Raw genomic sequence first — 24,251 nt, forward strand, 5'->3', positions numbered from 1 at the left:
TTCATCAATGAATTTAAAAGTGTACAGATTGCACTTAAAACCGAATCTTTATAATTGTGTGTGAAGATGTTGTCAAAGGCGGCTCAAGTTTTTCTAAACTTGGGCTGTTTTTATATCTGCCCCTTTGGTTTCTTTTGTGAACAAGCCCTAAACAATTTAGCAATACTTGGTTGCCCGGCCCTTATCAAATTAGTTTTAATTAACTGTCTTATATCATCAGGTTTATTCTGACTCAGTTTAAAGTTACCGCGCCAAGTAATAGGTTTGAATTCGATAAACGTTAGCTGCTGAAACATACCATGTAAATTCTTTTCTGAAAGCTGTGTTATCTGCCAGTTATCTTGCTCAGGTGCATTAAAATGTTGTTCAAAGTGATCCGTTAATAATGTCATTATTTGTTTTTTCTTACTTAGTGAGGTAACTATGTTTACTTCGGCCGTCACTTCAACGCGGGCATAAAGCCAGCTAGGTAAAGTTTTATTATCAGCATAAGAAGGGGGTAAATAGCAGTTTTCACTATTAAACACTAAGCCGACTTCTTGCTCATTAAGTGCTGATAGCGGGTTATAGATTGCTACGTGACCTATCAAGAGTTGTTGGGAGCTATCAAACAATAAGGGGATTTGACATATATCGTTTAATTGACTCTCAGAGCGTGGCAGTAAAATAGTCGCCAGAGGATATTCCTTGATTAAAGCTAGCTGTTGCTGGCGATCATCTTGGCAGAAATGTTTTGCTGGGTACATTATAGCTTTCCTTCTAACTGTAACTTTATGGCCGGCCACTGCTGATCAATAATGCTAAATTTCGCGGTGTTACGGTATGAGCCATCAGCAAGTAATCTATCTTTATAACTAATGCCTTCAAAGCGAGCACCTAAGCGCATAATTGCATTACGAGACCGTTGGTTTTGCTCATGGGTATTAAAGCTAATGCGCACTAGGCCTAACTCATCGAATGCATAACGTAATAGCAGGTATTTAGCATGGGTATTTATAAAGCTGCGTTGCCAAGGGCTGCCTATAAAAGTATGGCCAATTTCAGCACTGTGATTGTGTTTATCTAATTTGAATAAACGGGTAGTTCCAACTACTTGCCCACTGGCTTTATCAATAATGGTGAACACTACTTGTTGCTCGGCATCAAATTGAGCAGTATTGATAAACCAATCATTAAGTGTGTGACGTGTTTTTGTGTAGTTCATAAACACCCATTGCCATATTTCAGGGCATTGCCCTGCTTGGTATAAACCGCCAAGGTGCTTATCTTCTAATGGCGCTAACAGCAACTTATCAGTTTGATGGCTTTGTAAAGTAAACATGTGTGTCCTTATAATTATTATCAAGCTATTGCATAAGTTACCTTTCTTTGGTTATCTATAAACAACCAGTTTTTACTTTTCTTCTATACCAGTTGAGTGGCGCATGCACCCTTTAGATATTCAGTTCAATGACACAAGAAAAGCTAAATACTTACAACTTGCGCAGGTTATTCGTAATGCAATCATTAAAGGCGATTTGGTTGCTGGTACTAAGTTAAGCTCGGCGAGAGTGATGGCACAGGCATATCAATTAAATCGCCATACCATTATGAATGCATTGCAATTATTAGTTGCTGAGGGGTGGTTGGTATCGTTTCAGCGTTCAGGCTACTGCGTAACCGAGTCGTTACCTATTCAAAGCAGTGTTGACGCGATCGGCACACCAAAACTAGCTGCTAAGCCTTATCAGTTCTCGCAGCAACTGGAAACACCACAGACGATGGAGTTAAACCAGTATCGTTTCAATTTTGCAGGCGGGTTACCTGATTTAACTCATTTCCCATACAAAGAGTTTAAACGTGCTATGAGTCAGGTATTTAACTATTTAGACGTGACGAAACTTCACTATGGCGATATCAGTGGTGTTGCTGAGCTTAAACTACAGATAGAAGGTTATCTACAAAAAGCACGTAACTTGAAACCCGCTGATTTATTAATTTGTAATGGTTCGCAAGAGGCCCTGTTTTTAATAGCAAAAGCATTTATTGGTAAAGGCGACTTTGTTGCCAGTGAAACGTTAGGTTATCCTCCTGCTAGAAAAGCCTTTGCTGCATGCGGTGCAAAGCTTATAGATATAAAGCAAGATGATGAAGGCTTATGTGTTGATGCTCTAAAAGCTCAACTTGAATACTATCCCATTAAACTATTGTATTTAACACCGTTACATCAGTATCCGACCACAGTAACTTTATCGCCAACGCGGCGCTTACAAATATATCAGTTGTGCTATGCCCATAACGTGATGATTATTGAAGATGATTACGACCATGAATTTCACTACCGTTGCCAGCCTTTGCAACCCATGGCTGCCGATGATCCCGCAGGTATTGTGATTTACCTATCAACGTTTTCAAAAATTATGTTTTCAGCAGCAAGGATTGGTTACATTTGTGCTGCGCCTCAGGTAATCGCGCAATTAACCGCATGGAAGCAGCTAATGAACCATAAAAATGATGTGGTCATGCAATTAGTTGTGGCACAGTGGATGAAAGAGGGCGGTTTTGAGCGCCATTTAAAGCGTATGACAAAGCTTTATAAACAACGCTATGAAGATATGGATAGCTATTTAACTATGCTTCAAGCAAAAGGATATCCAATCGAGTATATAAAACCCGATGGTGGAATGGCGGTGTGGGTTAACTTTAATCGACCCGTTAAGCACTTAAAAAAAGCCCTGGCGCAGCTCGATGTTTACGTACAAACTGAGCCTGAGTTTTATTTTCAAGGTGGAGTACGCAGTTTAAAACCAGATAAGCAAAGTTACGTTCGACTTGGCTTTGCAGGGCAGTCGAGTGAAAAAATGCGACAAGGTTTAGTCCTTATAGTGAATGTCTTGTATGGACAGAAGCTAATATCGGAGTGAATAATTTAATATTCTGATACTCTCTTCAACAGTCAATAATGAAGTTGTAAAGTCTTATATAAGGAGCGTTTTGCCAATATGTGTGGATACAGTGGGATGTTGTTAAGGTTATTCTTATTACTTATGATAAGTATTCCATCTATGGCTTTTTCATGTGAAAAAACCATAGAAGCAATAAAACTTATGGAGCTCAATTATGTTACTGATTTAAAACTACCGTTAAAAAAAAGTTTCAAATTAATACTGAGTCAAAAGTTTTATTTGGGCGTAACATAGTAACGGCCAAAGGGGTGTTTATTAGTCAGGAAGAGGTTAATATTGAAGCACGTATTTTTGAAGTACAAAGATACCGAAGTGAACGTTATGATATTAGTTATAGTGCAGAGAAAACCCCCTCATCTGAGCATGAAGGTAGTCGATTCAATAAACTGCTTAATTTAATTGATAGCCTTTATAAATCACCTATATGTAGTGCTGATTTTAAAAATAACTGGCAGGACTTAGCTGTCACTTTAGAGATTTCAAGTAAACCTAAGGTTCGCTATATTTATGTTGATAAACAAAATAGACAAGTTATTTTATTCGAAAATGATAGATGGCATAGTTTTTATCCATCAAAAGATAATAGAAAATTAATAGTGGGTAGTGGTTACTTAAAAGAATAAATAGTATCAGGCCTTTTATTTCTTTTATATTATTGCGTTTATAGCTTTGTAGGAAAAGTATGTGTCGGTTCCTTTTAGGTGCTTATAATAAAGAGTATGGTCGAGTTTAAAAAATGATTAATGTTATTTTTGTAATGATGGCTGTTATTACCTCAAATGAAGCATTTATAAATAAAGCCCTGAGTGGTTGCCCAAAAAAAGAAAACTTGATTGAAAATGTTTATAAATCAGAAACCATTTTCAATGATGCAATACAGTTATATGTTTTTTATCCTAAAGAATTTTTAGGCCTTAAGATTGAAAATGTGATGTTTTTACTTAATAAAAAAGATAGTCGACTATCTCTATACTCTGAAATTCAAGAGTTGAAAGAAAATAAAAAATTTGCTGTATCTGCAATTTGGTTTGATTCTAATTTATATTCTGAATTAGTAGTTAATATTAAGTATCGTTCAAATAGTAATGAGAATTGTCTGCTTTCGTTAGACATTCCATTTGAACAGTTAGTTAATAATTGGAATAAGGTATATTGAATTTGTCAGGTTAAGACTTTTCTTTTGAACTGAAGGCCCTAAAATTGATTAGAGGAGACACAATGAAGTTTTTTTTATTATTCTTTTATTCCAAAGCGGCATATGCATGGCGTTGCAGCCTATCTCTGAATACTGTGAGGATTCTTACTTATTAACTAGTATTGGTGGTGATACTTATTCTGCAAAAAAGTGCTTGGTTTATGGTTTTAATACGAAGCATGTGTCCTTTTCTAAGGATAGCAATACAAGTATTGCATTTGATAGAATTAAGCCTGCAATAGAAAAGTTTATAAGTATTATCAATACTGATGGAGGTTCATTTTTAGATAAACAAAGAGCTTTTTATGAATATGCTGGAGGGATAGATAGTTTTTCAGTGCCACTATTTTCGAGCTATGATGAATTCGAGGATGTAAAAGCTTCATTAGTATTTTCGATTAACTATACAGCTAGCTGTAACGTATCACTGTTAGATTATAGCGGGGTAGACAAGTTTTTGCTTGGGTATAAGCTCAATCGAATGACTGATGAGGGGAGGTATAATTATAATTATTTGTTCATAGTGCTCCCTGAAGAAGCAAGAATAAATAAAGCGGACAGCGATGGTCTAATAGATGCTTTTTGCCATAACGATCTAAGCTTTAATGAGGTATAGCGATAGGAAGAATATATAGCCTCATATACAAATAAACAGTATCAGAGTGGCAGACACTATGTAACCGCCTTTTAATTTTATTGCAATTTTAGCTATTTATGGCAGTAATATTTACTTGTCCTTTTTACTTCAGGTCGGATATTCAGTCAGTTCAAAGCTTTTATTGGTTTGAACCTACAAAATTTGAACAAAGCTTCTCAGATAATAGGTTTTTATTAATTAACTCACATTACTAAGGAAAGTAAATATGAAATGGTTTAAAGTTTTAACACTAAGTTTTGGCTTGATAGCACCAGATATAGCTGCTAAAAGTTTTCAAGAATTGAATGAATGTAAAGATGAATTAAAAACAAATTTGGGTACAATGCATATGGACTGTGTGGGGTTCGAAGTTTTTTCTGAAAAGCTCTTAGACTCTGATTTAGGCTTTGAATCCGCAGTAGCACAATTGAAAATTATAAAAAATGGTCCTAGAGATACTGATACCTCTACAGAAGATAGATTATTAATCAGTTTTTATTCTATTCATGGCATAGAAGGTATAAAAAGCTTTTATTTACTAAATGATAGTATTGTGTTGCTCTTTGATGGCGGTATTCAATTATACTTTTTTGAAGAAAAAAATTGGAAAGTTTTAACCTTGTCTAATTAGTTCAGCAATAAAAATTAAGGAGAAGATTATAAAAATTTTAGCCTGGTCTTTTCTTACAATCCAACTAGTAGTGTTATTGATGACGTTAAAGAGTCATTTTTATATTTATCTTCTGCTTTTTACCATAAATACACTTTTTCTATTTCTTTATAGTAAATATAAGTATGAAAATGATGTGCTTTTACCACTGAGAATTGCTTTTTATCTAGGTTTATTACTCTTATTAATTGCAATTTTATTTAGGTTTTTAATTTACTTTGGGTTCGTTGATTAAAAAGAAAATACAGGTCCTCCTTTCTTTGTGTGGTTGTTTCGGCATCGGTAGTTCTGCTACTATAAAATAGACTTGAGAATATTATCTTGAACAATTGTATTCATGGTTACCGACTATTACTGAGAATGACATTTTATGTGTAAGAAGAAAACGGAAATTAATGGGCAAGTTATGATTTATACAATTTCCATGGCTTGTATATTATTTTTGCCGTTAGTTGCAGCAACAAAGGCTGCTGTTGAAACATATTTACTTTTACTAGCTGGTGCTATTACCTTAGTTTTTTGGAAAAGTTTAAGAACTGTAGTTATAAAAAATAGGCTGCTACAGGTAGTTATGTTAAGTAACTACCTCATATCATTAATAATTTGCTCTATTAGCTTTTTTTATGAGTATCATATTCCTATGCTCATTGGTGTAATTGTGTATATGTTTACTTTCAAAAGTAAAATAATTCAATATAGCGAGGAAATGGTTTACCGAGAGTAAAATTACTGGGCTGGGTATTTTCTCCTTTTTATTTTATTAGGGGTAGAGCCTTAAACTAGTCATTTAAAGCTCCACAATTTCAAGTGTTAAATGCTGTCATTTAGACTGCAAGTCTTCACTATCAAAATACAACGGTTTTAAAGTGCCGCAGTTAATGAATTTATAAGTGAGTTCGTTTGCTTTTGGTACCCGTTTAGAAGTACGAAACTTCTGCAAGCATGCGTTCGCTAGATCGACAAAAATAAGGTGATTAAAGCTTGGAGCCTGACTTATTTTATGGATGTAAATACGCTCATTTTCTTTTAATGTGATCAAATCATATTCTTGCCATTGTGATGACTCAGCTAAATCATCTAATTCACGGGCATAAAGTAGTTTACTCATTTCGATGGTGCGATCTTCATATACTAAAGTGCCATTACGGCGGTAATCACCGTTATACACATCAGCGGTTATTGTTATCTCTTCACCACGCATTAAACGTTGAATATTAAACGGCTTAGGCTTTATGGTTATCAAATCAGCACCTCTTACAACATTTAAAAAAGCAACGTCAGGGTTATCAATTTTATACACTATCTGTACGTCATGAGGTTGCTTGTAAGTCGGTAAGCTAACAGCAAATATACGTGAACCTTGATTCACCAGTGCCATTGCATGCTCTGCGTTATATGCTGGGTTTATAGGTGGTAATTCTTTTACCTCTTCTTCGCAGTACGCTGCAGTCGTTAGACCGAACAGCAACATAAAAAATAATAACCGCATAATAACCTCAATTAATTTATAAGCTTAAAGTGTAGCTTAAATTTGTACTATCACTATTAAAAACGTGCAGCTTGCTCTATAACAATCGCATGGCGTTTAGCTAGGCGCACATGGTCTCTGTCATAGCCGCCGCCGATCACGGTGGCAACTGGTGTATTATGCTCAATACAGCGCTTTATCACTAAGTTATCCCGTTTCTCTATGCCTTGCCATGATATATCTAATTTCCCTAAACCATCTTCTTGCCAAACATCAACACCGGCATCATAAAGCACAAGGTCAGGAGTAAGCTCTTTTAATAAAAATTGCAATGTATCATCTACAATGCCTAGGTATTCATCGTCTTGCATATTATTGGCAAGCCCAATGTCTAAGTCACTGGGGGATTTTCTGAAGGGGAAGTTTTTTTCACAGTGAATTGAACAGGTGTATGCATAAGGTTGATGGTTAAGCATTGCAGCTGTGCCGTCACCTTGGTGAACATCTAAATCAAAAATAAGTATATTGGTCACTTCTTTGTTTTGTATTAAGGTTTGTGCGGTAAAAGCTAAATCGTTCACCATACAATAACCAGAGCCAAAATCTGTGTGCGCGTGATGAGTGCCACCAGCTAAGTGACAAGCTAAGCCATGCTTAAGGGCAAGGCGAGCTGTTTCTAGTGTGCCAAGTGGTGCGGTAAACGTTCTTGCAATAAGTGGCTCAGACCAGGGCAGGCCAATGCGCCTAAGGGCTTTGTCACTTAGATTATTATGCCATAAGTCGTCTAAGTAATTTGCACAGTGCACCAATTCAAGGTCATCTGGATTGCCCAGTCTCGGTTGAATTAAATTACTATTTATTAACCCTAACTCTTTAACGTGTTGGTATAAATTCGCAAATTTGCTCATTACAAAGCGGTGTTTAGGGTCAAAGTTAAATGAGTAATTAGGATGGTAGACCAAGGGTAAGTGTGGATTTAAAGTCATAATTCGCCATGATGCACAGTTTGCACTATGGTAATCAACTTCCTTTGGATAGTCTATTCTGGTGTGTGTATTAGCATGGCAAGTTCGCGATGCAGAAGTGCATCATCGCCAAGGTTTAGCTCCACCAAGCGCTTAAGGTGCGTAATGCTATCTATATCTATATGCGTACAATGCAATCCGATATGAAGAGGTTCAATATGGCTAATCTCAACAGCCATCATAATATTAATATTGCTACCGGGTAGTGTAAAATTCAGCTCTGCTGATTGGTGTTTGTCTGCTTTAATTCCATTCGGGTGACTGATGAGAACCCCATTAAGTGACACATCAAGCAGTTCACATGCCTGGTGTTGTTCATTGACTAATAGAGTTGCCGGGGTTGAAAACAATACGCGAGTATATTGACGACGATTATCCATAATAAATGGCCCTAAATTTGAAGTGTTAGCTCGTATTATAGTCAATAAATTACTAGAGTGAGTTTGAATATGGCTTAAAATAAAAAAGCCCTGCAAAATGCAGGGCTTAAGATATGTTTAAAACCTAGCCTATTTTTTTGTACTTAATACGTTTAGGTTGCGCTGCTGCAGCGCCTAGAGTCTTCTTAAGCCACTCTTCATATTCTGTATAGTTACCATCGAAGAAGTTAATTTGTCCTTCATCACGGTAATCAAGAATATGCGTTGCAATACGGTCTAAGAACCAACGGTCATGCGAGATACACATTACATTGCCTGGGAACTCTAAAATAGCATTCTCAAGGGCGCGCAGTGTTTCAACGTCCAAGTCATTGGTTGGCTCATCCAGTAGGATTACGTTGCCGCCGGCTTTTAATAACTTAGCTAAATGTAAACGGTTACGCTCACCACCAGATAGGTCTTTCACAAACTTTTGTTGGTCATTACCTTTAAAGTTAAAGCGACCTACATAAGCACGGCTTGGGAATTCAAAGTTGCCAATTTTAAGCACATCTTGGCCATCAGCAATTTCTTGGAAAACCGTATTGCTGTCGTCCATGTTGCCACGGAATTGATCAACGGTTGCAAGCTCAACTGTTTCACCAATGGTGATATCACCGCTATCTGGCTTTTCTTCACCGCTTAGCATTTTAAACAGCGTTGATTTACCCGCACCATTGGCACCGATAATGCCAACAATAGCGCCCTTAGGCATTGTGAAGTTTAAGTCATCGATTAATACGCGGTCGCCAAAGCTCTTCTTCAAGTTTTTAACTTCAATCACTTGGTCGCCTAAACGTGGGCCAGGTGGAATAAATAGCTCATTGGTTTCGTTACGCTTTTGGTAATCAGAGTGTTGTAGCTCACTAAACTGCGCCATACGCGCTTTAGACTTAGCTTGACGACCTTTCGGGTTTGAACGCACCCACTCAAGTTCTTGCGCAATTGATTTTTGGCGGGCTTTTTCAGATTTTTGCTCTTGTTGCAAGCGCGCATCTTTTTGTTCAAGCCATGACGAGTAGTTACCTTCCCAAGGGATACCTTCACCACGGTCAAGCTCTAGAATCCAACCTGCCACGTTATCTAGGAAGTAACGGTCATGCGTTACTGCCACAACGGTGCCTTCGTAATCATGTAAGAAGCGCTCAAGCCATGCAACAGATTCAGCATCTAAGTGGTTAGTAGGCTCATCAAGAATAAGCATGTCTGGCTTTTCTAGTAGTAAACGACAGATCGCGATACGACGACGCTCACCACCTGATAACACTTCAACCTTAGCATCCCAAGGTGGCAATCGAAGCGCATCAGCGGCGCGTTCTAATACGTTATCAATATTGTGGCCGTCATGGGCTTGAATGATGGCTTCAAGTTGACCTTGCTCTTTGGCTAGGGCGTCGAAGTCTGCATCTTCCATCGCGTATTCGTTATAAACTTCATCAAGACGACTTAATGCGTTTTTAACTTCACTGACCGCCTCTTCCACGGTTTCGCGCACGGTTTTGCTTTCATCAAGAATTGGCTCTTGCGGTAAGTAACCAATTTTAATACCAGGCTGAGGGTGTGCCTCACCTTCAAACTCTTTATCAACACCTGCCATAATACGCAGCAAGCTTGATTTACCCGAGCCGTTTAAGCCAAGTACACCAATTTTTGCGCCAGGGAAAAAATGCAATGAGATATCTTTTAAGATAGTGCGCTTAGGCGGCACAACCTTAGATACTCGACTCATCGAGAAAATAAACTTATCAGGTAAAACCATGGAGGAAAGCCTTCGAATAATAATAAAAATTTCAATGTTGTATTGTAGTTGTTGAGGGGTGAAACAGTCAACGAATGGGGCGTTGAATATATATTTATCGTTTTATCTTGTTCAATGTATAGTTTTATCTGCGTGTGCTAACGTATTTAAACCACAACAAAATAAGAAAAAATATGACAATACAAACACTAATAACAACGGTCGCTTTACTTATACTGATTATAACAACCCCCAAGGCACAGGCAGTAGATTCGCCTTGGCCTGAAATAAGAAAGCAACGTATTAACCAATTGCTTCCAAAAGCATTAAAAGCGGCTGATGTAGATGCTTGGCTTATCGTGTGTAGGGAAAATAATAATGATCCACTGGCTGACCATATTGGTTGTGAAAACGCAGGCTCGCCAGCGGCTTATTTATTCTATTTTGAAAAAGAGGAGTTTCATTCTGTTGCTTACTCTCCTTCAAGTGAAGCAAAGGCATTAGATGAGCTTGATATACACGAAAAAGTTATATCGGTACCTCGTAGTGTGCCTGCATTAAAATACGCTGCTGAATTTATAAATACACAACCATTTCGTCGTATTGCTATAAACGTATCAAATCTTAATGCGCAGGCCGATGGATTAACGCACTCGCAATATAAGCAGCTAACTAGTTTATTAAGCGCTGAGCAGACTGAGAAATTAGTATCATCAGAAGAAGTGGTTTATCAATGGCTATCAATCAAGTTACCTGCTGAGGTTGAAATAATGAAAGAAGCAGCGATGCTTTCAGCAAAGTGGCAGCTAGAAGCATATAACATTATTGTTCCTGGCAAAACGACCGACGCTGATGTTGCCAAATTTTTAAAAGCTAAAATGAAAGTTCGCGGGGTGACTGATGCCTGGGCTTCAGACCAAAACCCGAATGTAAACTCTGGTCCTGACCGAGGCCACTCTCATTCTACAGATAAAGTGATTATGCCCGGTGATGTGATACAAATTGATTTTGGTATAAAACTTTATGATAAATGGGTAAGCGATATTCAACGCTTCGCATACGTACTTAAAGAAGGTGAAACTTCTGCGCCGGCAAATATTCAACAATATTGGGTTAATGCAAGAGACAGCGGCTTTGCCGCTTTTAACGCAATGAAACCTGGGGTAAAGGGAATTGAGGTCGATGAGGCACAAACTGTATTAATGAATAAATACAATTCAGAACCAGTGCCTTGGAGTACAGGTCACCCTGTGGGTTATGTTGCACATGACACTGGCCCAAACTTGGGGGGCTCTCGTAGCGCACAAGTAAGGCCCGCATCTCAGCGTAAGCTTAAAGAGGGAATGGTATTTGCTTTTGATGGTTTTTTTAGTTGGCGCCTGAACAGCAATGACTTTAAAACCATTTCAGTTGAAGAAATGGCAGTCATAACAGAAAACGGCGCTGAATACTTAATAGCACCTCAGCAAAATTTAATTTTAGTGGGTGAAAATCAATAAACAGCAATTAGTTTCATCTAGTTAAAATATGTCACGTTATACCTTGATATTAGAATAACGTGACATATTAGTATCAATGAAATCATATTAAATAAAGTTCATTTGGACATCTATACATCTAGAGGTTGAAATTTATCGCTAACCGTTCATAATTAGCCATTGGTAAATGATGCGTGGAGTGAATAAATGCCTATTACAGTGAAAGATGAATTGCCTGCAATTGCAAAACTACGTCAAGAAAACGTGTTTGTAATGCCAAAAACCCGTGCGAAAACGCAAGAAATTCGCCCGATGCGGCTGGCCATCTTAAACTTAATGCCGAATAAAGTAGAAACCGAAGTTCAGTTTATTCGCTTACTGGCAAACTCACCACTGCAAGTGAATGTTGAGCTTTTACGTTTAGATACTCACCGAAGTAGCAGTAACTCGGAGCAACATCTAGACACCTTTTACCGTTATTTTTCAGAAGTGAAAGACAACAACTACGATGCCATGTTAGTAACCGGCGCACCACTTGCGCATTTAGAATACGACGACGTTGCCTATTGGGATGAACTTAAAGTGATTCTCGATTGGGCTGAGCAGCATGTAACATCAACCTTGTTTTCGTGTTGGGCGGCGCATGCAGGCTTATTTCATCATTATGGATTAAAGCGCGAATTAAAGCCTAATAAGCTCAGTGGCGTATTTACTCATCATTGTTATTTTGAACACGCCGCGCTTACACGTGGTTTTGATGACACCTTTGTAGTGCCACATTCGCGCTTTGGTCATATTGATATCGAAAAAATAAATGCCTGCGAAGATCTAGTTGTGCTAGCAGGTTCAGAGCAAGTTGGGGCTTACTTACTTAAAAATAAATCGGGCAGTCAGGTGTATATTACTGGCCACCCAGAATACGATGCCGACACATTAAAGGGCGAATACCAACGCGACCTTGCAAAGGGGCCTGATGCCGCAATCCCTGAGAACTACTTTCCGGATAACAACCCAGATAACGAGCCGTCGAAAACCTGGCAAAGCCATGCCTTCTTATTATTTTCGAATTGGCTAAATTACTATGTGTATCAAACCACACCTTATGATATTAATCTCGTTAGCCAAGCAGTAAGGACTAACAACTATGCCGAGTAATACAGTGAATAAACATGCAGAACTAACCGAGGCGCTAAAGCAGCGAATTTTGATCCTCGACGGCGCTATGGGCACCATGATCCAAGAGCATAAATTAGAAGAAGAAGACTATCGTGGTGAGCGTTTTAAAGACTGGCATGTATTAATTAAAGGCAATAACGACTTGTTAAGCCTGACTCAGCCAAAAATTATTGCTGATATCCATCGTGGCTTTTTAAATGCCGGTGCCGATATTATCGAAACTAATACCTTTAACTCGACCACCATTTCTATGGAAGATTACGACATGGCAAGCATCAGCCGTGAAGTAAATCTAGAGTCAGCTAAATTAGCTCGCAGTATTTGTGATGAATTCACAGCTAAAAATCCTGAAAAACCACGTTATGTGGCAGGGGTGCTGGGGCCAACGTCTAAAACATGTTCAATTTCGCCTGATGTAAATGACCCAGGTTATCGTAACGTGACGTTTGATAAATTAGTCACGGCCTATGTTGAGTCTACCCTTGCTTTAATGGAAGGCGGCGCTGATTTAATTTTGATTGAAACTATTTTTGATACTTTAAACGCAAAAGCAGCCTCATTCGCTGTTGAAGAAGCATTTGAGCAAGCAGGGCGTACATTACCGGTGATGATCTCAGGCACCATTACTGATGCATCAGGCCGCACACTTTCAGGACAAACCACCGAAGCGTTTTATAATTCAATCCGTCATATTAAGCCTATTTCTATTGGCCTAAACTGCGCACTTGGCCCTGATTTATTACGCCAATACGTAGAGGAGTTATCACGGGTTTGCGAAACCTTTGTCTCTGTTCATCCTAATGCGGGTTTACCGAATGAGTTTGGTGAATACGATTTAGAAGCACCTGAAATGGCAAAAGAGATTATTGACTGGGGTAAATCGGGTTTTATTAATATTGTTGGCGGTTGCTGTGGTACAACGCCAGCGCACATTAAAGCCTTTGCTAAAGGTCTTGAAGAGGTTAAGCCTCGTCAACTACCTGAGCTTGAAGTGCGCATGCGCTTGTCTGGCCTTGAAGCGTGTAACTTAAATTAGGAAACCGACATGACACAACAAATTGCAGTATTTACTAACGTCGGTGAGCGTACCAATGTAACCGGCTCAGCCATGTTCAAGCGATTGATCATGGAAGAAGATTATGAAACAGCCCTTAATGTTGCCCGTGAACAAGTTGAAAATGGCGCGCAGGTGATTGATATCAACATGGACGAAGCCATGTTGGACTCAAAAGCCGCAATGGTAAAGTTTTTAAACTTAATTGCCTCAGAGCCTGATATTTCTAAAGTACCCATCATGGTTGACTCCTCTAAGTGGGAAGTGATCGAAGCGGGCTTAAAGTGTATTCAAGGCAAGGCGATTGTTAACTCAATCTCACTAAAAGAAGGCGAAGAGCCATTTATTCGCCAAGCTAAAATTATTAAGCGCTTTGGTGCTGCTGCCGTTGTGATGGCGTTTGATACCGATGGCCAAGCCGATACCGCCGATCGTAAGTTTGAAATATGTGAGCGTAGCTACCGTATTTTAGTTGATGAGATTGGCTTCCCGCCCGAAGATATTATTTTCGACCCAAATATATTCGCTGTTGCGACGGGTATTGAAGAGCACGATAACTACGCCGTTGAATTTATTGAAGGCACGCGCCGTATCAAGCAAAACTTGCCTCATTGTAAAGTGTCGGGTGGGGTGTCGAATGTGTCGTTCTCGTTCCGTGGTAACAACCCTGTACGTGAAGCTATTCACTCCGTTTTTTTATACCATGCCATAAAAGCAGGCATGGATATGGGTATAGTCAACGCAGGGCAACTTGCTGTTTATGATGATATTCCCGATGAGCTACGTAAAGCCGTTGAAGATGTTATTTTGAATACCGACTCCGGTGCGGGCGAGCGCTTGGTAGAGCTTGCACCTAAGTTTTCAGGCATGGCACAAGCTGAGCGTGTTGAAGATTTAGAATGGCGTACGTGGCCTGTTGAAAAACGCCTTGAGCATGCTCTCGTAAAAGGTATTACAGAATACATCGACGAAGACACCGAAGAGTGCCGTGCAGGCGCAGCTAAACCCATTCACGTTATTGAAGGGCCATTAATGGATGGCATGAACGTGGTAGGGGATTTATTTGGCGCAGGTAAAATGTTTTTACCCCAAGTGGTTAAATCAGCGCGAGTAATGAAACGCGCCGTAGCCTACCTAGACCCATACATTGAAGCTGAAAAAGAAGAAGGCGCCACTAACGGTAAAGTTATTATGGCGACCGTTAAAGGCGACGTACATGACATTGGTAAAAACATTGTCGGCGTAGTACTACAATGTAATAACTACGAAGTGATTGATTTAGGTGTAATGGTACCGGCAGAAAAAATACTGCAAACCGCCATTGATGAAAAAGCCGATATTATTGGTTTATCAGGCCTTATTACGCCGTCACTGGATGAAATGGTACACGTTGCCAAAGAAATGACACGCCGAGGTTTTGAACTGCCGTTATTGATTGGTGGCGCGACGACGTCTAAAGCGCATACTGCGGTTAAAATTGAGCCGCAATACGACAAAGGCGTGGTGTATGTAAATAACGCCAGTCGCGCGGTCGGTGTAGTTTCAAACTTGTTATCAAAAGAGTTAAAACCAGCCTTTTTAGAAAAAACGAAAGCTGAGTATGTCAAAGTACGCGAGCAACAAGCGCGTAAAAAACCACGCTCAAAACCGGTGACTATTCAACGCGCTCGTGATAACGCCGCCCAGCTTGATTGGGATAACTACACCCCGCCGGTGCCGAAAAAGCTAGGCGTCACTGAGTTTAAAGATGTATCGATTGCGACTTTACGCAAATACATCGACTGGACGCCATACTTTATGACTTGGTCAATCGCAGGTAAATACCCGCGCATAATGACCGATGAAGTCGTTGGCGAGCAGGCGCAAAGCTTATTTAAAGACGCCAACGATATGCTTGACGAACTTGAGCAATCAGGTAGCTTGCAACCGCTCGGTGTAATTGGTTTATTCCCAGCTAACCGCGTAGGCGACGACATTGAAATATACACTGACGAAACGCGCAAAGAGCTGTTAAGTACGTCGTGCCATTTACGCCAGCAAACCGAAAAAACCGACTTTGCGAATTATTGCCTAGCCGATTACATCGCGCCAAAAGGCACACCTGATTACTTTGGTGCGTTTGCGGTAACCGGTGGCCTTGAAGAAGACGATCTAGCCGATGCCTTTGATGCCAAGCAAGATGACTATAATAAAATTATGGTCAAAGCAGTAGCCGATAGACTCGCTGAAGCATTTGCCGAGTACTTACATGAGCAAGTTCGTAAAGAGTATTGGGGTTTTGCACCAGATGAAAACTTATCAAACGATGAGCTTATTCGTGAAAACTACCAAGGCATTCGCCCAGCTCCAGGTTACCCTGCGTGCCCTGAGCATACTGAGAAAAAGAAAATCTGGCAGCTACTCGACACCGAAAAGCGAATTGGCATGCAGCTCACCAGCTCATACGCTATGTGGCCAGGTGCTGCGGTATCAGGTTGGTACTTCTCTCATCCAGAGGCTAAATACTACGCCGTAGCGGCAGTGCAAAAGGATCAGGTTGAGGATTATGCTAAACGTACCAACATGACGCTGGCAGAAGCCGAGCGTTGGTTATCGCCTAATTTGGGGTATGAGCCAGAATAAAAGATTAGCTGTAAGCGGTCAGCCGTCAGTTTAAAATAAAAGCGAGCCTAGTTAGGCTCGCTTTTTTGTATTCGAGATTATTTTATTTGCAGGCTAAATTTGGGCATTAAATAAGGTTGTTGTCGCAATATAATAAATTCGGTTTAATAGGAAAAGAATATAAATATTGATACAAAACGTAAACTGCAATGGAAAGTGAGGGTTACAATGAAAACAATCGGTATGCTTGGTGGCATGAGCTGGGAGTCAACAACCAGCTATTACAAAGCTTTAAACGAAGGCGTTAAAAACTCATTGGGTGGACTACATTCTGCCAAAATTTGTATGGTGAGTGTTGATTTTGCGGAAATTGAAACGCTGCAGCATCAAGGAAATTGGGCCGAAACTGCGAATATACTCATTAAAGCTGCAAAATCAGTAGAGGCTGGGGGAGCCGATTTTTTACTTATTTGTACCAACACTATGCATAAAGTGGCTGATGAGGTTGCCAGCAATATTAGTATTCCAATTTTGCACATTGCCGATGCCACCGCCGAGCAACTAAAACGCGATAACATTACACAAGTAGGGTTGTTGGGGACGCAATTTACCATGGAACAAGGCTTCTACAAAAAGCGCTTAGCCGATAAACACAATATTGAAGTAATTATTCCAGAGTCAGCAGAACGTAAAGTAATTCATGATGTTATCTATTCTGAACTTTGCCTCGGTAAGATAAACGATGGTTCTAGAACGCAGTATCTAAAAATAATACAGTCTCTTTATGACCGAGGTGCTCAGGTTGTAATTTTAGGCTGTACAGAAATAGCTATGTTGGTAAAGCCTCAACACACGAATGTGCCTCTATACGATACAACTAAAATTCATGCGCAAGAAGCTGTAAAATTAGCGTTATCTGAATGATTTTAGTTTGAATAACAAATATTTAGCAGATAATAAAAAACCGCCAAACGGCGGTTTTTTGCGAGGTGTTAATATTAATGACTTTTCTCAAAGTCGTTAACTTCACGCTCAGCTTCTTCTTTGGATTTACCGTATTTCTGCTGAATTTTACCAACCAGCTCAGTACGGCTACCTTCGATTTTGTCTAAATCGTCATTAGTTAAGTCGCCCCATTTTTGTTGCGCTTTACCTTTAAGTTCTTTCCAATTACCTTCGATACGATCACTGTTCATAATTAGCTCCTTATATTGGTTAATGAATTTACTTTCACTTTTAAAGGAGCAAACCCTGTACCAATTATTAAAAGCATTTTAAATCAATAGTTTAATTTTTTTAGCTGTTGAGTTTCTTCATTTATTTTTGTTTTTAATTTAGATCTTACAAAGTGCCATGTAATTATTTCAAACATATTGTTTTACTTAATAAGTGTTTATTAAGTAATTAAATAGTTGTTAAAGCGTATTTTATTACTACATTTTAATGAGTGTAATAAAACTATCACAAACAAGGATAGGCGTTAATGAAGAGTATTAAAGCAAAGCTAATGTTAACCATCGTAAGTGCATTTATTTTTATTTTAGTTGGTGCACTGTTTGCTCTTTATGTTGTTCAAGGTGTCGCAAAAGATTTAGACAATCTAATCAATCAAGAGCTGCATTCACGGCAACAGGTAAGCCTTGTTTTAAACCAATTTAAATCCCAAGTGCAAGAGTGGAAAAATATTCTTATCCGTGGGGAGAACCCTCAACAGTATGAGAAGTACTTGGCGAGCTTTAAAGAAAAAGAACAAGCAGTCGCAAATATTACAAATGGGCTTATTAAATCATCTTATTTACCCCTCAGCATGCTTAAACAAGTAAAAGAGTTTAAGGTTGAACATGAAAAACTAGGGCAGCTCTACCGTGAGGGGTTAATAGCTTTTAAAGCGGCTAACTATAATACGCAAGCTGGAGATAGAGCAGTAAAAGGGATTGATAGAGCGGCAGTGTCTTTATTGGCGGATCTTAATAGCAGTATTGATAACTTGGTTAATACTAAAACAAACGCCCTGATTGTGAAAAAAGAAACGTTTATAACGCAAAGCGTGGTTGTGTTGGTGGTTTTAGCTTTTGTTGTAATATTACTGCTCACCTTTTATATACAAAAGCTGATCATTAAACCGGTTTTAAGTGCTTCTAAAATTGCTGACCAAATAGCGAAAGGTAATCTTGCAAATGAGATCAGAGTAAACAGCAAAGATGAAATAGGTAAGTTGCTGTTAAATTTAGATATGATGCAAGAAAACTTAAATAAAATGCAAAATGATTTAACTCAAAAAATGGAGTATCAACGTGCTCAAGCACAAGAAAATGGCCGGATAAAGCAAGCGCTTGATAATGCAACTTCTCCCGTTATGCTTGCAAACCAAGATGGAGTTATTATTTACGCTAACCAACAGTGTCAGGCATTATTTTCCCAGTATCAGGGAGTTATTGGTCATACTCAGGACTTAATGTCGTTAGAAATTAAGCAATTATTTTCCGGCCACGAGCAATTATCGACTATACAAAAAGGCGAATCACAACAGGTCAACTGTGAAGCTGCGTTTGAGCATGTGATATTTAATATCATTGCTAACCCTGTACTTGATGATACTGGACAGTCAAATGGAGTGGTATATGAACTGACTGATTTAACACAGCAACGTCAAGCTGAGTCGCAAATTGAGACAATTATACAAGCAGCTGTAGCGGGTAAGTTAGCGTCAAGATTAAGCACTCAAGGCTACAGTGGTTTTATGCTAGTTTTATCTTCGGGCATTAATAGAATGCTTGATGCCATAGTAAGCCCAATAGATCAAACCCGTGATTACTTAAATCATATAGCAAAAGGTAATATTCCGACGTCTATTGATGGAAGTTACAAAGGTGATTTTTTAGAAATTAAGCAAAGCCTTGAAACGTCAACTAACGCGATAAAAGAGTTAATAAATGACACTAACTATTTAGTGGATGCTGCCTCACAAGGGTTATTGTCAAAGCGTGCTGACGAAGAAAAGCATCAAGGCGACTTTAAAAAGATAATCCAAGGAATAAACTCAACACTCGATTCGATCATTGAGCCGGTTCAGCTCACATCCCATTACCTAGACGATATTGCCGTTGGAAAGCTACCTCAAGCCTTGAGTGATAAATATCAAGGTGATTTTTTACAAATTAAAACAAGTTTAGAAACCAGTATTTTAGCGATTCAGAATATGGTGCAAGACAGTGCTCGTTTAGCCAGTGCTGCTAGCCAAGGAGATATTCAGGCCAGAGCCAATGAACAAGATCACAATGGTGAATTTTTAGCGATAGTTAAAGGAATAAATAGCACGCTTGATGCCATATCAGCTCCTTTGAGTGAATGCATTACTGTGATGCACTCGCTCTCAGAGGGGAACTTGAGTCAACAAATTCAAGGTGATTACAAAGGCCAATTTAACGAGTTAAAACGCTCTGTAAATACAAGTGTAAGTAATTTATCAGACATGGTCTCTAAAATTACGTCTACCACCCTGACTATTACAGGCTCCTCGCATAGTATTCGCGCAGGGATGAATGATTTAAATACTCGCACAGAGTCACAGGCTGCATCAATTGAAGAAACAACAGCGTCGATGGGGGAAATGACAGAAACCGTAAAAGTAAACTCTAGCAATGCGCATAAGGCAAATGAGCTTGCCATAGTGACAGATCAACAAGCACAAGAAGGAGGGGAGTTAGTTAATAATACTGTTAAAGCAATGAAGGAAATAAGTAATAGCTCTACAGAAATTTCAAATATTATAGAAGTGATAAACGAAATTGCTTTTCAAACTAATTTGTTAGCATTGAATGCAGCTGTTGAAGCTGCCAGAGCGGGTGAGAAAGGCCGTGGCTTTGCCGTTGTTGCAGCAGAGGTAAGAAATTTGGCGCAGCGCAGTGGTAATGCCTCAAAAAGTATTGCTGGGCTATTGAATGATAGTTCAGAAAAAGTACAACATGGAATGGAGTTAGCTGCAAAGTCAGGAAAAACGTTAAGTGACATTGTTGCAAGCATTAAAAATTTAGCATCACTTATGCAAGATATTGCCAGTGCCAGCAGCGAGCAATCATCAGGTATTGCGCAAATTAATAGCGCGGTGAAAGAAATGGATAGGATCATCCAGATGAATGGTGAGCTTGTTGAAAATGCTAATTCCTCTAGCAACAGCTTATCAAAAGATGCAGAGGCGCTGAAAAGCTTAATGAATCAGTTTACTGTTTAGCTTACGATTAAACAGTAAACTGATTTGATAGAGAAAATAATTTTTGCAGCACGGTTTTTATTTAGTTTGATACACTAGCTAAAAAGCCAACTTAGGTGAGTAAAGCGTGCTGCCCGTTCAGGATATCTATCAACAACTTGTCAATACATTAAAAACAAACCCGATGACCTTACTGCAAGCACCTCCGGGCGCAGGTAAGTCAACTTGGTTGCCGCTAAATTTAATGCGTGATGGGCACTTTAAATGCATTGTTATGCTAGAACCTCGACGTTTAGCTGCGCGTAATATTGCAAATTACTTGGCTAGTTGCCAAGGTGAGCTTGTTGGGCAGAGCGTGGGGCTGCGGATACGCGGCGAGAGTAAAGTGAGCGCTAATACCCGCCTTGAAATTGTCACCGAGGGCATGCTTACGCGCATGCTGCAAAACGATCCTGAACTTAGTGATGTTGATTTACTGATATTTGACGAGTTTCATGAGCGTTCAATAGCTGCCGATACGTCCTTAGCGTTTGCGCTAGAAACACAAGCCGCACTGCGCGAAGACTTAACTATTTTGCTTATGTCGGCAACGCTTGATACCCAGCGATATGTGGATTTTTTTGATTGCCCTATTGTGCAATCGCAAGGACGAAGCTTTCCAATTGATGAAGTGTATATTCCACTAAAAGATGAAAGCCGCTGGCTTGATGCAGTCCCGCAAATTATAAAACAAGCACTGAGTGAGCAAACAGGTAGTGCGTTGGTTTTTTTACCCGGGCAGCGCGAAATAGTGCGTGTTCAACAGGCGCTTGGTGATCTGCCTGCTGATTGTGAAGTATTTACCCTATTTGGCGAGCAAGATAAAACCCAGCAACAAGCTGCCATTTCGCCTGCGCTTCAAGGTATGCGTAAAGTGGTGCTCACCACCAATGTTGCTGAAACCAGTTTAACCATTGAAGGCATTCGCATTGTTGTTGATAGTGGTAAACGCCGCGCTGCGAGCTTTAATTTAAAAACTGGGGTGACAGAGCTGACAACCCAAAGTATTTCTCGCTCATCGGCAGTGCAAAGGGCAGGTCGTGCTGGGCGTATAGAGCCCGGCGTGGTTTACCGGTTGGGCTCAAAGCAAACATTTGAACGACGTAATAGCCACGATAACCCAGAGATCCTCACCTGCGATATCAGTCAGCTTATGCTTGAAGCAAAACTCTGGGGCGCAGATATTAATGAACTAACATTGCTGGATAAACCAACTGAGCAGCAAGCTAAGCAAGCATTGAGCTTACTACAGATGCTAGAAGCGGTGGACGCAAAAGGGAAACTTACAGCATTAGGTGGCAATATGTTGACCTTTGGCGCTGATATTCGCTTGGCACACATGTTATTAAAAGCACAGCAGCTAGAGCAGCAATGCGCAGGCATTTATAGGTTAGCTATTTATCTGGTCGCCTTATTAGAAAGTCGTGTTAATTGCGCTGCTGAGCTTAATGTTGCTCTGCACAGTATGCAACAACGGCCTCATCCAGTATTTAAACAGCAGCTTAAATATTGGTATAGCCGTTTAAAAGTAAACGATGATAAAAGCGAACTAAAGAGTGAATACCTTAGCGTGCTGGTGGCACTTGCTTATCCAGATCGCATTGCAAAAAAGCGCGGCAACGGCTATTTACTTTCTAATGGTGCTGGGGCTGAACTCAATAGTGATTATTGGCACAACGACGAATACTTAGCAATCGCAACTATGGGCGGCCATAAAGGTGGGCGAATATTTGCAGCAACAGCGTTGAGCCCATTTGAGCTTGAAGAGTATTTACCGCATTTATTTACTGAGCAAACGCGCTGTGAGTTTGATGAAAAAGCAGGGCGCTTTATTCATCAAGATGAAGTTAAACTAGGGGCTATTACGCTAAGTAGCCAACCGAGTAAGCAAAAGCTTGATAAAAATGAGCGTGCTAAAGCATGGCTTAACTTATTTAAAAAACACGGTTTTGCAATGTTTAACGAGCAAACCGATGCCCAGCAATTGCTGACTCGTATGAGTTTGGCTTATAAACTTTTACCAGAGCAATTCCCGTCTATTACAGAGCAATCGCTTATTGACCAAGCTGATACTTGGCTTGGCGTATACCTACAAGACATCAAAACTCTGGAGCAGCTTAAAAAGTTTAATTATTTTGAAGCACTGCAAAACTGTTTTGATTGGCAACAACAAACGGCTTTGAAAGCGCTTTTACCACTGCGCTTAACTGTGCCGAGCGGTTCGAATATTAAAATAAGCTATCAACTTGATGGCCCCGCAAAGCTTAGCGTGCGCATGCAAGAAGTTTACGGTATGACAAGCTCGCCTCTTCTTGCTCAAGGTAAAATGCCATTATTGATGGAATTATTATCGCCGGGAAAACGTTCATTGCAGCTTACTCAAGATCTAGCTCATTTTTGGGCAACCAGTTACCGCGATGTGCAAAAAGAAATGAAAGGCCGTTATCCAAAACATTTTTGGCCAGATGACCCTGCTAACAGTGTTGCCACCAATAAAGTAAAAAGTAGGATGTGAGTAGAGTTAGCGAGGGGAAAGTTAGCAAGGGGAAAGTTATTAAGGGCGAAGTTCATAAATTATGCTTTTATAATTAACTGCTCTTTAGTAGGCTGAAGCTGCAATTTTTTAACAAGGAGTTATGATGAAAAAGCACTGTATTTTATTTTTCTTTATGATTTTTGCCACATTTAATCTACAAGCCAATGAAGAGCAAACAGCCGCTACACAGTGGTTAGCTGTAGTAGATAATGGTGATTACGCCTTGAGTTGGCAGCAAAGTGATGCATTCTTTAAAGAAAATGTTAGCCAAGATCTTTGGGTATCAAAACTAGGTGAAGTTCGCACCCCGCTGGGTGATGTAAAATCCCGTGAACAAGTAAACCGTAAAACATTTGATTCTCTGCCTCAGTTACCAAAAGGTGAGTATGTATTACTGCAATTTGATACTGATTTTGTAAACAGACCAGAGTCGACAGAAACGGTTACTTTAAAAAAATCGGATCAACAATGGTTAGTGATTGGCTACTTTATTCAATAGCTAACTTGCAATCTATTTAACCAAGGAAGTCACTATGTCTAATCATATTACGCTTGCTCAATATGTAAAAAAACGTACTGGCGTGCCTTTAGGCGCTAATGGTTCACTGAGCAACATGCTTAAACGCTCATTTGGAGCGCCTTCATTTTATTTGTTTTGGCGCTATTGGAACCCGATTTGGAGCTACTATTTATCACGCTATGTGATGAAGCCGGTATCATCATTTTTGCCCCATTGGTGTGCTGTGATCATTACATTTGCAATCAGTGGGGCGTTACACGACTTAGCCGTAATGCTAATAAAGTGGAAGTTACTGTGCTTCTTTACTCCTTGGTTTAGCTTAATGGGGGTGTGCGTGCTACTAAGCCTCAAGTTAAATTTATCGTTCTCTCAATTTTCAATGCCTGTAAGAGCCTTCATTAATTTTCTTTATATTAGTGGTAGTTTTTACCTTACTGATCTGCTTTTTTAAACGAAGTATTAAAAAATAAAGCTATACATTTCATTTGTTTATTGCTTAGATGACGTATGTAATTTAAACAATGGAATAGCTGATGAAAA

General features: G+C 39.5%; 22 protein-coding genes. 15 read left to right on the plus strand and 7 right to left on the minus strand.

Annotation, left to right across the window (positions count from 1 at the left end; translation table 11 throughout):
* Positions 1-110: 110 nt before the first annotated feature.
* Together ACHUE3_RS07395 and ACHUE3_RS07400 are read right to left on the minus strand one after the other, a co-directional pair.
* Positions 111-746, minus strand: a complete 636-nt coding sequence (locus ACHUE3_RS07395; RefSeq protein WP_394191686.1) for an FMN-binding negative transcriptional regulator — start codon at positions 744-746, stop codon at positions 111-113.
* On the minus strand, positions 746-1,321 hold the full coding sequence (locus ACHUE3_RS07400; protein ID WP_394191688.1) for a GNAT family N-acetyltransferase: 576 nt from the start codon (positions 1,319-1,321) through the stop codon (positions 746-748). Before ACHUE3_RS07400 ends, ACHUE3_RS07395 begins: the two co-directional genes overlap by 1 nt.
* 103 nt (positions 1,322-1,424) lie before the next feature.
* Between ACHUE3_RS07400 and pdxR the strand changes: the two genes are divergently transcribed.
* The 6 genes from pdxR (at position 1,425) to ACHUE3_RS07430 (ending at position 6,171) form a co-directional block, all read left to right on the plus strand.
* Positions 1,425-2,903 (plus strand): MocR-like pyridoxine biosynthesis transcription factor PdxR, encoded by a 1,479-nt coding sequence (gene pdxR, locus ACHUE3_RS07405; RefSeq protein ID WP_394191690.1) that lies wholly within the window; start codon positions 1,425-1,427, stop codon positions 2,901-2,903.
* 290 nt (positions 2,904-3,193) lie between these two features.
* The gene (locus ACHUE3_RS07410) at positions 3,194-3,568 is read left to right on the plus strand and encodes a hypothetical protein (RefSeq protein ID WP_394191692.1); all 375 of its coding nucleotides are present in this window, start codon (positions 3,194-3,196) and stop codon (positions 3,566-3,568) included.
* Positions 3,569-3,681: 113 nt separating this feature from the next.
* A complete protein-coding gene (locus ACHUE3_RS07415; protein WP_394191694.1) occupies positions 3,682-4,101 on the plus strand; it encodes a hypothetical protein in 420 nt (139 codons plus the stop codon).
* 106 nt (positions 4,102-4,207) lie between these two features.
* Positions 4,208-4,756: a hypothetical protein gene (locus tag ACHUE3_RS07420; RefSeq protein ID WP_394191696.1), complete on the plus strand. Its 549-nt coding sequence runs from the start codon at positions 4,208-4,210 to the stop codon at positions 4,754-4,756.
* Positions 4,757-5,003: 247 nt separating this feature from the next.
* Positions 5,004-5,408, plus strand: a complete 405-nt coding sequence (locus ACHUE3_RS07425) for a hypothetical protein (RefSeq protein WP_394191698.1) — start codon at positions 5,004-5,006, stop codon at positions 5,406-5,408.
* Between the two features lie 409 nt (positions 5,409-5,817).
* Complete coding sequence (locus tag ACHUE3_RS07430; protein WP_394191700.1) at positions 5,818-6,171, plus strand: hypothetical protein; 354 nt, start codon at positions 5,818-5,820, stop codon at positions 6,169-6,171.
* 96 nt (positions 6,172-6,267) lie between these two features.
* On the opposite strand, the gene ACHUE3_RS07435 is transcribed toward ACHUE3_RS07430, so the two are convergent.
* The 4 genes from ACHUE3_RS07435 to ettA all read right to left on the minus strand — a co-directional run bounded on the left by ACHUE3_RS07435 (position 6,268) and on the right by ettA (position 10,118).
* A complete protein-coding gene (locus tag ACHUE3_RS07435; RefSeq protein WP_394191702.1) occupies positions 6,268-6,936 on the minus strand; it encodes a hypothetical protein in 669 nt (222 codons plus the stop codon).
* Between the two features lie 56 nt (positions 6,937-6,992).
* A complete protein-coding gene (locus ACHUE3_RS07440) occupies positions 6,993-7,901 on the minus strand; it encodes a histone deacetylase family protein (protein ID WP_394191704.1) in 909 nt (302 codons plus the stop codon).
* Positions 7,902-7,954: 53 nt separating this feature from the next.
* Positions 7,955-8,320, minus strand: coding sequence for a PilZ domain-containing protein (locus tag ACHUE3_RS07445; protein ID WP_394191706.1), 366 nt, complete (start codon positions 8,318-8,320; stop codon positions 7,955-7,957).
* 124 nt (positions 8,321-8,444) lie between these two features.
* Positions 8,445-10,118 carry an energy-dependent translational throttle protein EttA gene (ettA, locus tag ACHUE3_RS07450; protein WP_394191708.1) on the minus strand — a complete coding sequence of 558 codons (1,674 nt, stop codon included), beginning with the start codon at positions 10,116-10,118 and terminating at the stop codon, positions 8,445-8,447.
* A 173-nt stretch (positions 10,119-10,291) separates the two neighbouring features.
* Between ettA and ACHUE3_RS07455 the strand changes: the two genes are divergently transcribed.
* The 5 genes from ACHUE3_RS07455 (at position 10,292) to ACHUE3_RS07475 (ending at position 17,330) form a co-directional block, all read left to right on the plus strand.
* Positions 10,292-11,596 carry a M24 family metallopeptidase gene (locus ACHUE3_RS07455; RefSeq protein ID WP_394191710.1) on the plus strand — a complete coding sequence of 435 codons (1,305 nt, stop codon included), beginning with the start codon at positions 10,292-10,294 and terminating at the stop codon, positions 11,594-11,596.
* Positions 11,597-11,782: 186 nt separating this feature from the next.
* The gene (gene metA, locus ACHUE3_RS07460) at positions 11,783-12,730 is read left to right on the plus strand and encodes a homoserine O-acetyltransferase MetA (protein WP_394191712.1); all 948 of its coding nucleotides are present in this window, start codon (positions 11,783-11,785) and stop codon (positions 12,728-12,730) included.
* On the plus strand, positions 12,720-13,787 hold the full coding sequence (locus tag ACHUE3_RS07465) for a homocysteine S-methyltransferase family protein (RefSeq protein WP_394191714.1): 1,068 nt from the start codon (positions 12,720-12,722) through the stop codon (positions 13,785-13,787). The genes metA and ACHUE3_RS07465 overlap by 11 nt, the downstream gene beginning before the upstream one ends.
* Positions 13,788-13,796: 9 nt before the next feature.
* The gene (metH, locus tag ACHUE3_RS07470) at positions 13,797-16,427 is read left to right on the plus strand and encodes a methionine synthase (RefSeq protein WP_394191716.1); all 2,631 of its coding nucleotides are present in this window, start codon (positions 13,797-13,799) and stop codon (positions 16,425-16,427) included.
* Between the two features lie 207 nt (positions 16,428-16,634).
* On the plus strand, positions 16,635-17,330 hold the full coding sequence (locus tag ACHUE3_RS07475; protein WP_394191718.1) for an aspartate/glutamate racemase family protein: 696 nt from the start codon (positions 16,635-16,637) through the stop codon (positions 17,328-17,330).
* 74 nt (positions 17,331-17,404) lie between these two features.
* Here ACHUE3_RS07475 and ACHUE3_RS07480 read toward each other — a convergent pair whose 3' ends face one another.
* The gene (locus ACHUE3_RS07480; RefSeq protein WP_099296450.1) at positions 17,405-17,602 is read right to left on the minus strand and encodes a CsbD family protein; all 198 of its coding nucleotides are present in this window, start codon (positions 17,600-17,602) and stop codon (positions 17,405-17,407) included.
* A gap of 287 nt (positions 17,603-17,889) precedes the next feature.
* Here ACHUE3_RS07480 and ACHUE3_RS07485 point away from each other — a divergent pair, with 287 nt between their 5' ends.
* The 4 genes from ACHUE3_RS07485 (at position 17,890) to ACHUE3_RS07500 (ending at position 24,162) form a co-directional block, all read left to right on the plus strand.
* A complete protein-coding gene (locus tag ACHUE3_RS07485) occupies positions 17,890-20,637 on the plus strand; it encodes a methyl-accepting chemotaxis protein (protein ID WP_394191720.1) in 2,748 nt (915 codons plus the stop codon).
* Between the two features lie 106 nt (positions 20,638-20,743).
* Complete coding sequence (gene hrpB, locus ACHUE3_RS07490; RefSeq protein WP_394191722.1) at positions 20,744-23,170, plus strand: ATP-dependent helicase HrpB; 2,427 nt, start codon at positions 20,744-20,746, stop codon at positions 23,168-23,170.
* 121 nt (positions 23,171-23,291) lie between these two features.
* The gene (locus tag ACHUE3_RS07495; protein WP_394191724.1) at positions 23,292-23,690 is read left to right on the plus strand and encodes a DUF4019 domain-containing protein; all 399 of its coding nucleotides are present in this window, start codon (positions 23,292-23,294) and stop codon (positions 23,688-23,690) included.
* Positions 23,691-23,724: 34 nt separating this feature from the next.
* Positions 23,725-24,162 (plus strand): acyltransferase, encoded by a 438-nt coding sequence (locus ACHUE3_RS07500; protein ID WP_394191726.1) that lies wholly within the window; start codon positions 23,725-23,727, stop codon positions 24,160-24,162.
* Positions 24,163-24,251: the final 89 nt, after the last annotated feature.

It is taken from the genome of Pseudoalteromonas atlantica, assembly GCF_043641955.1.
In the GTDB taxonomy this organism is placed as follows: domain Bacteria; phylum Pseudomonadota; class Gammaproteobacteria; order Enterobacterales; family Alteromonadaceae; genus Pseudoalteromonas; species Pseudoalteromonas atlantica_A.

Excerpts from the sequence above, each read along its gene's own strand:
- ACHUE3_RS07395 (WP_394191686.1), bottom strand. The coding sequence starts at position 746 with ATGTACCCAGCAAAACATTTCTGCCAAGATGATCGCCAGCAACAGCTA.
- ACHUE3_RS07400 (WP_394191688.1), bottom strand. The coding sequence starts at position 1,321 with ATGTTTACTTTACAAAGCCATCAAACTGATAAGTTGCTGTTAGCGCCA.
- pdxR (WP_394191690.1), top strand. The coding sequence starts at position 1,425 with ATGCACCCTTTAGATATTCAGTTCAATGACACAAGAAAAGCTAAATAC.
- ACHUE3_RS07415 (WP_394191694.1), top strand. The coding sequence starts at position 3,682 with ATGATTAATGTTATTTTTGTAATGATGGCTGTTATTACCTCAAATGAA.
- ACHUE3_RS07420 (WP_394191696.1), top strand. The coding sequence starts at position 4,208 with ATGGCGTTGCAGCCTATCTCTGAATACTGTGAGGATTCTTACTTATTA.
- ACHUE3_RS07425 (WP_394191698.1), top strand. The coding sequence starts at position 5,004 with ATGAAATGGTTTAAAGTTTTAACACTAAGTTTTGGCTTGATAGCACCA.
- ACHUE3_RS07430 (WP_394191700.1), top strand. The coding sequence starts at position 5,818 with ATGTGTAAGAAGAAAACGGAAATTAATGGGCAAGTTATGATTTATACA.
- ACHUE3_RS07435 (WP_394191702.1), bottom strand. The coding sequence starts at position 6,936 with ATGCGGTTATTATTTTTTATGTTGCTGTTCGGTCTAACGACTGCAGCG.
- ACHUE3_RS07440 (WP_394191704.1), bottom strand. The coding sequence starts at position 7,901 with ATGACTTTAAATCCACACTTACCCTTGGTCTACCATCCTAATTACTCA.
- ACHUE3_RS07445 (WP_394191706.1), bottom strand. The coding sequence starts at position 8,320 with ATGGATAATCGTCGTCAATATACTCGCGTATTGTTTTCAACCCCGGCA.
- ettA (WP_394191708.1), bottom strand. The coding sequence starts at position 10,118 with ATGGTTTTACCTGATAAGTTTATTTTCTCGATGAGTCGAGTATCTAAG.
- ACHUE3_RS07455 (WP_394191710.1), top strand. The coding sequence starts at position 10,292 with ATGACAATACAAACACTAATAACAACGGTCGCTTTACTTATACTGATT.
- metA (WP_394191712.1), top strand. The coding sequence starts at position 11,783 with ATGCCTATTACAGTGAAAGATGAATTGCCTGCAATTGCAAAACTACGT.
- ACHUE3_RS07465 (WP_394191714.1), top strand. The coding sequence starts at position 12,720 with ATGCCGAGTAATACAGTGAATAAACATGCAGAACTAACCGAGGCGCTA.
- metH (WP_394191716.1), top strand. The coding sequence starts at position 13,797 with ATGACACAACAAATTGCAGTATTTACTAACGTCGGTGAGCGTACCAAT.
- ACHUE3_RS07475 (WP_394191718.1), top strand. The coding sequence starts at position 16,635 with ATGAAAACAATCGGTATGCTTGGTGGCATGAGCTGGGAGTCAACAACC.
- ACHUE3_RS07480 (WP_099296450.1), bottom strand. The coding sequence starts at position 17,602 with ATGAACAGTGATCGTATCGAAGGTAATTGGAAAGAACTTAAAGGTAAA.
- ACHUE3_RS07485 (WP_394191720.1), top strand. The coding sequence starts at position 17,890 with ATGAAGAGTATTAAAGCAAAGCTAATGTTAACCATCGTAAGTGCATTT.
- ACHUE3_RS07495 (WP_394191724.1), top strand. The coding sequence starts at position 23,292 with ATGATGAAAAAGCACTGTATTTTATTTTTCTTTATGATTTTTGCCACA.
- ACHUE3_RS07500 (WP_394191726.1), top strand. The coding sequence starts at position 23,725 with ATGTCTAATCATATTACGCTTGCTCAATATGTAAAAAAACGTACTGGC.